Below are 1,331 nucleotides of genomic sequence, written 5' to 3'. Positions count from 1 at the left end.
AGGAGGATGAACACAATGGGAAACTTAACAGGAACAAGAGAGAAGGCAGCGCAAGAGGTGTTGTCTGGCATTAAGGCAGCGGTGGTTGCCCGAAAATATGGGGTGACCCCAGCGACGGTGAATCAGTGGGTGAGAGATTACCGAGAGGCCCATGGGGAACAAGATCATCCGTATCCCCAGGAGCAGGTGGAGGAACTGAAGCGCCTCCTGGAAGTGGAGCAGAAATACGAGAAGGCCGTCAAGATACTCGGCGAAAAGGAGTTAGAGATTGAGATTCTGCGTGAACTGCTAAAAAAGCCAACCCCTGCTTATCCGAAAAAATCGAGGTAGCCGACATGTTCATTAAGCAGGGGAATACAGCAGCTTTGGTACTGCGTCTCATGGGGCTAGCAGAGTCCACGTACTACGACCGTAAGAAACGCAGGTCACTGTCCCCAAAGGCCGTTCAAGGGGGGCGTGGAAGACCCCAGCCAGGCTACTCCTTTAACGAGTCTGGGGAAAAGATTAGTGACGAGGAGATCCAGGAATGGCTGCTGGAATTAATCGCTGGAGAAGAGCACGTGTACGGGTACAAACTCCTGGCCAAGTGCTTGTGGAACCAGCACCGGTTGAAGCTCAATCACAAGAAAAGCTACCGGCTGTGTCAGGCGCTGGATATCCTGCAGCCCCAGCGTCAGAAGCGCTTTAAGCATCCCCGGAAGCTGCCGGAGAACCGAGTCATTACAGGAGCGGGCCAGCTCTGGCAGATGGACATTAAATACGGGTATGTGGAGGGACGTGACCGGCATTTCTTTGTCCTGAGCATTATCGATGTGTTTACCCGCGTCATCGTCGGCTACCACCGGGGATCGTCGTGTGAGGCCAAGCACGCCTGCCAGACGCTGGCGCGCGCCATGGAGCATCACTGCGCCCCTGACAGCGCACGCCCTGTGATCCGCACCGACAACGGCCCACAGTTCGTCAGCCACCTGTTTGGCGACATGTGTGAAAGCTGGGAAATGACCCATGAACGTATTCCGCCTCGAACGCCGGATTTAAATGCTTTTATTGAATCATTCCACAGTAATATCGATCGGGATTTGTTCCGCAAAGAGGCATTCGAAACGTTCGAAGAGGCCTATGAAGCGGTGGACCGGTACATGGACTTTTACAACAATCGCAGAATGCATACGAGCCTTCGTAACCTGCCGCCAGCTACCTTTGCAGAGTGGGTGCTGACCCTAGAAGACCGCTCCCGCTTCTTCTGGCCGAGAGAAAAAGCGAAATAAAGAGCATATCTACAACAAGTACTGATTTTATACGGAGGACTCCGGGATAAGGGGGTCGCACCG

General features: G+C 53.7%; 2 protein-coding genes. Both read left to right on the top strand.

Annotated elements, in window-relative coordinates; genetic code table 11:
• The first annotated feature begins 15 nt into the window (after positions 1-15).
• Positions 16-330 (top strand): helix-turn-helix domain-containing protein, encoded by a 315-nt coding sequence (locus NSQ73_RS34900; protein ID WP_340985281.1) that lies wholly within the window; start codon positions 16-18, stop codon positions 328-330.
• A 5-nt stretch (positions 331-335) separates the two neighbouring features.
• A complete protein-coding gene (locus NSQ73_RS34895; protein WP_340985280.1) occupies positions 336-1,268 on the top strand; it encodes an IS3 family transposase in 933 nt (310 codons plus the stop codon).
• Positions 1,269-1,331: the final 63 nt, after the last annotated feature.

Source organism: Paenibacillus sp. FSL R10-2736 (assembly GCF_038000245.1).
Taxonomy (GTDB): domain Bacteria; phylum Bacillota; class Bacilli; order Paenibacillales; family Paenibacillaceae; genus Paenibacillus_AQ; species Paenibacillus_AQ phytohabitans.
Note: the sequence above shows the minus strand (reverse complement) of the source record. Positions and strands in the feature narration are given on the sequence as shown.

Coding starts and splice junctions, on each gene's coding strand:
- NSQ73_RS34900 (WP_340985281.1), top strand. CDS start 16: ATGGGAAACTTAACAGGAACAAGAGAGAAGGCAGCGCAAGAGGTGTTG.
- NSQ73_RS34895 (WP_340985280.1), top strand. CDS start 336: ATGTTCATTAAGCAGGGGAATACAGCAGCTTTGGTACTGCGTCTCATG.